Genomic DNA, 8,053 nt, shown 5'->3' with positions numbered 1-8,053 from the left:
GCCAGCACCGGGCGCTGCGGGTCCAGGCCGAGCCGGTCGCGCGCGGCCGCGCGATCGGGCTGCAGCGGCATCTCGTCGGCGAGCGGGTGGCCGACGAAGCGGGCGTCGACCCGGTGGCGGGCGTAGATCGGCGGTTCCATCGGGAACAGGCACAGCACCCGGTCGGCCGAGCGCCCGATCTTGGCCGCGCGTTTCTCGCGCCAGGCCCACACCGACGGACTGACGTAGTGGACGGTGCGCGGGCCACCGTCCTCGCGGCGGCGCTGCTTGAGCCAGCGTTCGACGCCGAGATTGAAGTCGGGTGCGTCGATGCCGACGAACACGTCCGGCTGCCACGCCTGCAGCCGGCGGCGCAGCCCGCGTCGAAGCCGCAACAGCCGCGGCAGGTGGCGCAGCACCTCCGACAGCCCCATCACCGCCAGTTCGCCGGCATCGTGCCAGGCGTCGAAACCGGCCGCGCGCATGCGGTCGCCGCCGATGCCGGCGAACTCGGCGTCGGGATAGCGCTGCCGCAGGGCGTCGATCAGGCCGGCGCCGAGCAGGTCGCCGGAGGCCTCGCCGGCGACGAGCGCGATGCGGAGTGGGGTGGGCCGGGGAGTGCGTGCTGGGGACAAGGCGGACGGATCGGCTTGGCGGGTGCCGGCATGATAGAACAGCCGCGACCACGGACCCGTCCATGTCAGGGTCGTAGCAGCGGCGCATGCCGCGATCGGGCCTTCCGATGAATCCCTCGCGGCGTACCCCGCTCCTGCGGAGGCGTGCGGAGCCTCAGCGCAGCAGCGGCCGCTCGGCGCTGTCGATGAAGTCCAGCAACGCGCGCACGTCCGCGCTCTCGCCCGCCATCTCGGTCAACTTCGCGCGCGCCTCGTCCAGCGACGACCCGGCCACGTACAGCGCGCGGTAGGCGCGCTTGATCGCGCCGATCCGCGCGCTGTCGAAGCCGCGCCGCTTGAGCCCTTCGCTGTTGATGCCGCGCGGGCGGCCGTAGCCGTCCTGGGCGACCATCACGAAGGGCGGCACGTCGCCGTTGACGAAGGCGCCCATGCCGATGAAGGCGTGGGCGCCGATCCGGCAGAACTGATGCACGCCGGCGAAGCCGCTGAGGATCACGTGATCGCCGACGGTGACGTGGCCGGCGAGGGTGGCGTTGTTGGAGAACACGCAGTGGTCGCCGACCACGCAGTCGTGGGCGACATGGGTGTAGGCGAGCAGCCAGTTGTCGCTGCCGATCCGGGTCACGCCGCCGCCGCTGCCGGTGCCGCGGTTGAGGGTCACGAACTCGCGGAAGGTGTTGCGGTCGCCGATGATCAGCTCGACCTGCTCGCCGGCGAACTTCTTGTCCTGCGGCTCGCCGCCGACCGCGCAGTGGCCGACGAAGCGGTTTTGGCTGCCGATCGTGGTCGGCCCCATCACCGAGCAGTGGGGGCCGAACCGGCAACCGTCGCCGACGGTCACGCCGTCGCCGATGTAGCAGAACGGGCCGACGTGCACGTCCGCGCCCAGGCGTGCGCCGGGCTCGACGACGGCGGTGGGGTGGATGGTCGCCTGCATCGTCAGGCTGCGACCTCGGCGCACACGATGTCCGCGCAGGCGGCCTGTTCGCCGTCGACGCGGGCGATGCCGCTGTAGATGGCCATGTTGCGGATGGTGCGCTTGAGCACGACCTCCAGCTCCAGCCGGTCGCCGGGCACCACCATCCGCGAGAACCGGGCGTTGTCGATCTTGACCAGGTAGAACAGGCGGTCGTCGGCGCTGCCGCCGCTGGCCAGCTGGGTCAGCAGGCCGCCGGCCTGGGCCAGCGCCTCGACCACCAGCACGCCGGGCATCACCGGGTGGCCGGGGAAGTGGCCGTTGAAGAAGGGCTCGTTGACGGTGACGTTCTTGTAGGCGAGTACGCGCTTGTTCGGTTCCAGTTCGACCACCCGGTCGACCAGCAGGAACGGGTAGCGGTGCGGCAGCACGGCCTGGATCGCGGTTACGTCAATCGGCAACTTCACGGTCGAACTCATCGTGTTTCCTTGCAGGTACGTCCCGGCGCGGCTGTCCGGACGAGCGGGACGAACCGGCCGGAGGGGACGCTACGGTTCCGCACGCGGGACGCGGCGGGCGAGCGCATCGAGTTGCTTGAAGCGGGCGGCGTTCCTGCGCCAACTGCGATTGTCCATCAACGGGGTGCCGGACGAGTACTCGCCCGGCTCGCGGATCGAGCTGGTGACCAGACTCATCGCGGTGATCACCACGCGGTCGCAGACTTCCAGGTGGCCGAGCACGCCAGCGGCGCCGCCGATCAGGCAATAACGGCCGATTTTCGCGCTGCCGGCGACCGCCGAGCAACCCGCCATGGCCGTATGGGCACCGATAGTCACGTTGTGTCCAATCTGGATCTGGTTGTCGAGGCGGACGTCCTCGCCGAGCACGGTGTCCTCGATCGCGCCACGGTCGATGGTGGTGTTGGCGCCGATCTCGCAGTCGTCGCCGATCACCACGCCGCCGAGCTGGGGCACGTTCAGCCAGTGGCCGTTGTCCATCGCCAGGCCGAAGCCGTCGGCGCCGAGCACGGCGCCGGGGTGGATGCGCACGCGATGGCCGAGGCGGACCCGGGTGACCAGGGTGACCCGGGCGATCAGCTCGCTGCCGGCGCCGACCACGCAGTCCTCGCCGATCACGCAGCCCGGGCCGACCACCGCGCCAGCTTCGACACGGCTGCGCGCACCGATGCTGACGAAGGCACCGATGTGGGCGTCGGCGGCGACCTCGGCGGTGGCGTCGATGGCGGCCGAGGGGTGGACGCCCGGCGGTCGCTCGGGGCGGGGCTCGAACAGGGCGGCGATGCGGGCGAAGGCGGCATACGGGTCGGCCGCGATCAGGGCGGTGCCGGCGAAGCCTTCGGCATCGGCCTCGCGCATCACCACCACGCCGGCGCCGCTGTCGGCGAGTTGGCCGCGGTACTTGGGGTTGGCCAGGAAGGCCAGCTGCGAGGCGCCGGCGGCGGCCAGCGTGCCGACGCCCTCGACAGCGACCGAGCCATCGCCGTGCACGCCAAGGCCGAAGCGCTCGGACAGGGCGGCGGCGGTGTACGACGGCATGTTCATCCCGGGAGCCTCCATCGTGGTCCCGCCACGTAGCGGACGCGGCGGGAGGCGATCAGAACGCGCCGCCGAAGGTGAACTGCAGGCGCTCGAGCTCGTCGTCGTCGTCCTTCTTGATCGGATACGCGTAGCTGATCGAGATCGGGCCCATCGGCGAGCGCCACAGCAGGGCCACGCCGGTGGAGGCGCGCAGCTCGCCGGCATCGAAGGCATCGACGTCCTTGAACACGTTGCCGAAGTCGACGAACGCCGAGACGCGCGCGGCCGGGCTGTCGAACAGGGTCGGGAAGATCGCCTCGATCGAGCCGACCGTCTTGACCGAGCCGCCGACCGGCTGCAGGTAGCGGCTGCCCTCGAACGGCGCCTCGCGCGGGCCCAGGGTGTTGTCGCGGAAACCACGCACCGAGCGCACGCCGCCGGCGTAGAAGTTCTCGAAGAACGGCAGGCCGTCGGCGGTGACCGTCTTCACGAAGTCGGTCGAGTTGGTCTCGCAGGGGTCGGAAGGGTCCGGGCCCGGCTCGTAGGTGTCGACGTCGCCGTCGCCGTCGGTATCCACGTACGAGCCCGGGGTGAAGCAGATGTTGCGCGAGACCGCGTCGCCGTAGCTGTCGCCGTAGCCGAGCTCGGCGCGGGTGTTGATCACCAGCCAGCGCGACAACGGCCAGTACTTGGAGATGTTGTAGTTGATCTTGTAGAACTCGACCGTCGAGCCGGGCAGGGTCGCTTCCAGCCACAACCGTTGCGAGGTGCCGCGGGTCGGGGTCAGCGCGTTGTTGAGGGTGTTGCGCGACCAGCCGATCTCGCCGCGCCAGGCGTGGAAGGTGCGCTGGCCGATCGCGTCGATGTAGTCGACGATCGACTCCGGGGTCTGGCCGCGGAAGGTGAAGATCTGGTTGCTGTCGATGCCGAACAGGCCGGTGATCGAGCCGGTCTCGGTGATTGGAATGCCGAACACCGCCTGCGCCGCGGCGTTGGTGCTGGAGTACTGGGCGGTATTGAAGTTGCCGTAGTCGTACTCGCGCCACCACAGGTTGTAGCCCAGCGACATGCCGCTGTCGGTGAAGTACGGATTGACGTAGGAGAAGTCGTAGCGCTGCAGATAGTCGCTGCGCTGCGCCTGCAGCGACATCCGGTTGCCGGTGCCGAGGAAGTTGTTCTGCGAGACCTGCACCTGGGTGCTCAGGCCGCTGAGCTGCGAGTAGCCCAGTCCGAACACGAAGCTGCCGGAGGTGGTTTCCTTGAGGCTGTAGACCACGTCGACCTGGTCGTCGCTGCCCGGCACCGGCTGGGTGTCGACATTGACCTCCTCGAAGAAGCCCAGGCCCTGCAGGCGGATCTTGGAACGGTCGATCGCCGCCTGCGAATACCAGGAGCCCTCGAACTGGCGCATCTCGCGGCGCAGGACCTCGTCGCCGGTGCGGGTGTTGCCCTTGAAGACGATCTGGCGCACGTTCACGCGTGGCCCCGGGACGACCTGCAGATTGACGCCGACGGTCTTGTTCTCGCGGTCGATGTCGGGAATCGTGTTGACCTGCGCGAAGGCGTAGCCGACGTTGCCGAGGGTGGCGGTGATCGCGTCGGAGCTGACCTCCAGCAGACGGCGGGAGAAGGTCTGCTCGGGCTTGACCAGGACCAGCCGTTGGATCTGTTCCTTCGGCAGCACGGTGTCGCCGGTGATCTCGACGCTGGAGACGGTGTACTTGTCGCCCTCGGTGACGCCGGCGGTGATGTACATGTCCTGACGGTCGGCGCTGATCGAGACCTGCGGCGAGTCGATGCTGAAGTCGACGTAGCCGCGGTCCAGATACCAGGAGTTGAGCTTCTCGAGGTCGCCGGAGAACTTCTCGCGCGAGTACTGGTCGTCGCGGCGGTACCAGCTCAGCCAGTTGCTCTCGCGCGACTCCCAGGTCTCCAGGATGTCCTTCTGCTCGAAGCTGTCGTTGCCGATCAGGTTGACGTGGCGGATCTTGGCGGCCTTGCCTTCCTTGACCTCGATGGTCAGGTCGACGCGGTTGCGGTCCAGCGTGGTCACCGCCGGCTTGATCTCGACGTTGTACTTGCCGCGGTTGTTGTACTGGCGGGTCAACTCCTGGGTCACCCGGTCCAGCGCCAGCCGGTCGAAGGTATTGCCCTCCGACAGGCCGATCTCGTTGAGGCCCTTCATCAGGTCCTCGGTCTGGATGTCCTTGTTGCCGGTCAGGGTCAGCTTGTTGATCGCCGGACGTTCGCGCACGGTGACCACCAGGATGTCGCCCTGGCGGGACAGGGTGATGTCCTCGAAGAAGCCGGTCCGGTAGAGCGCGCGGATCGCCTCGCCGGCCTGGGCCTGGTCCATCACGTCGCCGCGCTCGACCGGCAGGTAGGTGAACACCGTGCCCGCGGCGATGCGCTGCAGACCGTCGACGCGGATGTCGCTGACGGTGAAGCCACTGGGGGTGGCCGGGAAGGAGGCGGCAGGATCGAACGGGCTCGGCAGGGACGGTGCCGTCGTCTGTGCCATCGCGGGCAGGGCCATTGCCGGGTACAGCGCGGTCGACAGGGCAAGGGCGAGCAGGCGGCGGGTCGGGGTTCGCGTCATCATCACGTCCGGTTGGTGGTTCGGCTACACGGCGCCCGGCACGCAGGTGCCGGGTGCGATGCATAACGCCCGCAGCGCGGGCGTCGGGAGGTCAGGGTGCCGGCATCGGCGTACCAGGTGTTCATGGGACCAGGTTGTTCACGATGTCGTTGTAGAACGCCAGACCCATCAGCCCGGCGATCAATGCGAGGCCGACGTATTGCCCGGCGGCCATGACGCGCTCACTCACCGGGCTGCCCTTGACCAGCTCGATAAGGTAATACAGCAAGTGACCGCCGTCCAAGATCGGGATCGGCAGCAGGTTCAAGATGCCCAGGCTCAGCGACAGCATGGCCAGGATCGACAGGTACCAGGCCAGGCCCTGGCCGGCGAAGGCATTGGCGGCGCGGGCGATGGTGATCGGGCCGGCGACGGTGTTCTCGATCGAGACCCGGCCGGTGAACGCCCGCCCGATCATCGCGAACAGTTGGCCGGCCTGGTGGCCGGCCTCGGCGAAGGCCGCCGGGACCGCCTGCAGCGGGCCGTAGCGCAGCAGGGCGTCCTTGGGCGCGCGGCCGTCATTGGGCGAGATCACGCCCAGCGCCCAGAACTGGCGGCCGTCCTCGCTGCGGGTCAGGCGCGGCTGGATTTCCAGCGCCAGGCGCTCATCGTCGCGCTCGACCTCGATCATCGCGATACCGCCGCGCTCGCCCAGCTTCTGGACCTCCGGGCCGATGTCGCTCCAGCTGCGGATCGGGACCCCGTCGATGGCGGTGATCAGGTCGCCCTCGGCGAGCACGCCCCAGGCGGCGCCCTCCGGCTGGACCTGTCCGACCAGCGCCGGGGGCTGCTGGTGGCGCGGCAACAGGCCGATCACGCCGACCGCATTGCGCTCGTCGAAATCCTCCGGCAGGCGGTCCAGGGGCAGGTCGACGCTGCGCTCGCGGCCTTCGCTGTCGGCGACCCGCAGGGTCACGTCGGCACGGTCCAGCGCCGCCGGCACCAGCGCCATCTGCACCTCGCTCCAGGTCGGAGTCGCGCGATCGCCGACCGCCAGGACCGTGTCCCCCGGTTGCAGGCCGGCCTCGGCGGCGATCCGCTCGCTTTGGCCGACCACCGGCGCGTAGTCGGGACGCCCTATGACGAACATGCCCCACAACAGCGCCACACACAGGGCCAGATTGGCGACTGGGCCGGCAGCGACGATCGCGATCCGCTTCCAGACCGGCTTGCGATTGAACGACTGTTCCAGCTCCTGTTCGCTGAGCGTGCCATGGCCCGATGGAGACTCTGGGAGCTGGTTCTCGTCGAGCATCTTCACGTAGCCGCCGAGCGGGATCGCCGCGATCACGTACTCGGTGCCGTCGCGGCCGCGCCGCATCCACAGCGGCTTGCCGAAGCCGATCGAGAAGCGCAGCACCTTGACCCCGCAGCGGCGGGCGACCCAGAAATGGCCGTACTCGTGGATCGACACCAGCACGCCCAGGCTGACGATCAGCCACCAGGCCGAACCGAGGAACTCAGCCATGGCGGTCATCCTGGTGTTGCGGGAAGGCGGGGACGGTCATCGGGAACGGGACGGTATCGGAGCGGGTCGGGTGGGGTCAGGCGAAACGGGCGATGGCGGCTTCGGCGTGGCGGCGGGCCTGGCGGTCGGCCTCGGCCAGCACGTCGAGGGTACCGGCTGCGGCGGCGGGGTGGGCCGCCAGGGTGTCCTCGACCAGGGCGGGTATCGACAGGAAACCCACCTGGCGCTGAAGAAAGGCTGAAACTGCGACCTCGTTGGCAGCATTCAGGGTCGCCGGAGCGGTGCCGCCGGCGGCCAGGGCGTCGAACGCCAGCCGCAGGCAGGGGAAGGCCTCCAGGTCCGGCGCCTCGAAATCGAGCCGTCCGCCCTGGGCCAGCAGGTCGAGGCCGGACACTCCGGACTCGATCCGCTCCGGCCATCCCAGGCCCACCGCCAGCGCCGTGCGCATGTCCGGCAGGCCGAGCTGGGCGAGGGTCGAACCGTCGACGAACTCGACCAGCGAGTGGACCAGGCTCTGCGGATGCACCAGCACGTCGATGCGCTCGCCGGGCGTGTCGAACAGGTGATGCGCCTCGATCACCTCCAGCCCCTTGTTCATCAGGGTCGCGGAGTCGACCGAGATCTTCGGGCCCATCGACCATTTGGGGTGGGCGACGGCCTGTTCGGGGGTGACCGCGGCCAGCGAGGCGCGATCGCGGCCGCGGAACGGGCCGCCGGATGCGGTCAGCACGATCCGGCGCAGGCCGCCGTGGGCATGGGCGTCGGGCAGGCACTGGAAGATCGCGTTGTGCTCGCTGTCGATCGGCACGATGCTGGCGCCGCCCTCGTGGGCCGCGCGCATCAGCAGCTCGCCGGCCAGTACCAGCGATTCCTTGTTGG

At 69.4% G+C, this 8,053-nt stretch carries 7 protein-coding genes; all 7 read right to left on the bottom strand.

Translation table 11 applies throughout. The features are described from left to right. Window positions 1-614: lipid-A-disaccharide synthase (gene lpxB / locus FKV24_RS07500; RefSeq protein WP_249040955.1), on the bottom strand; the 614-nt coding region annotated here is incomplete at its 3' end. A gap of 154 nt (window positions 615-768) precedes the next feature. Beyond that, window positions 769-1,551, bottom strand: a complete 783-nt coding sequence (lpxA, locus tag FKV24_RS07495; RefSeq protein WP_141481936.1) for an acyl-ACP--UDP-N-acetylglucosamine O-acyltransferase — start codon at window positions 1,549-1,551, stop codon at window positions 769-771. A 2-nt stretch (window positions 1,552-1,553) separates the two neighbouring features. After that, window positions 1,554-2,009 (bottom strand): 3-hydroxyacyl-ACP dehydratase FabZ, encoded by a 456-nt coding sequence (gene fabZ / locus FKV24_RS07490; RefSeq protein ID WP_141481935.1) that lies wholly within the window; start codon window positions 2,007-2,009, stop codon window positions 1,554-1,556. A 69-nt stretch (window positions 2,010-2,078) separates the two neighbouring features. Beyond that, window positions 2,079-3,092 (bottom strand): UDP-3-O-(3-hydroxymyristoyl)glucosamine N-acyltransferase, encoded by a 1,014-nt coding sequence (gene lpxD / locus FKV24_RS07485; RefSeq protein ID WP_141481934.1) that lies wholly within the window; start codon window positions 3,090-3,092, stop codon window positions 2,079-2,081. Between the two features lie 52 nt (window positions 3,093-3,144). Beyond that, window positions 3,145-5,667, bottom strand: a complete 2,523-nt coding sequence (gene bamA / locus FKV24_RS07480; protein WP_141481933.1) for an outer membrane protein assembly factor BamA — start codon at window positions 5,665-5,667, stop codon at window positions 3,145-3,147. A 121-nt stretch (window positions 5,668-5,788) separates the two neighbouring features. Beyond that, the gene (rseP, locus tag FKV24_RS07475; RefSeq protein WP_141481932.1) at window positions 5,789-7,174 is read right to left on the bottom strand and encodes an RIP metalloprotease RseP; all 1,386 of its coding nucleotides are present in this window, start codon (window positions 7,172-7,174) and stop codon (window positions 5,789-5,791) included. A 76-nt stretch (window positions 7,175-7,250) separates the two neighbouring features. After that, a partial coding sequence (dxr, locus tag FKV24_RS07470; protein ID WP_141481931.1) for a 1-deoxy-D-xylulose-5-phosphate reductoisomerase occupies window positions 7,251-8,053 on the bottom strand: 803 nt, incomplete at its 5' end.

The sequence above is a fragment of the Marilutibacter maris genome, from assembly GCF_006546735.2.
Taxonomy (GTDB): domain Bacteria; phylum Pseudomonadota; class Gammaproteobacteria; order Xanthomonadales; family Xanthomonadaceae; genus Marilutibacter; species Marilutibacter maris.
Note: the sequence above shows the minus strand (reverse complement) of the source record. Positions and strands in the feature narration are given on the sequence as shown.

What these genes read in the sequence shown, in the direction of transcription:
- lpxD (WP_141481934.1), bottom strand. Translation starts at nt 3,092, where the DNA reads ATGAACATGCCGTCGTACACCGCCGCCGCCCTGTCCGAGCGCTTCGGC.
- fabZ (WP_141481935.1), bottom strand. Translation starts at nt 2,009, where the DNA reads ATGAGTTCGACCGTGAAGTTGCCGATTGACGTAACCGCGATCCAGGCC.
- bamA (WP_141481933.1), bottom strand. Translation starts at nt 5,667, where the DNA reads ATGACGCGAACCCCGACCCGCCGCCTGCTCGCCCTTGCCCTGTCGACC.
- rseP (WP_141481932.1), bottom strand. Translation starts at nt 7,174, where the DNA reads ATGGCTGAGTTCCTCGGTTCGGCCTGGTGGCTGATCGTCAGCCTGGGC.
- lpxA (WP_141481936.1), bottom strand. Translation starts at nt 1,551, where the DNA reads ATGCAGGCGACCATCCACCCCACCGCCGTCGTCGAGCCCGGCGCACGC.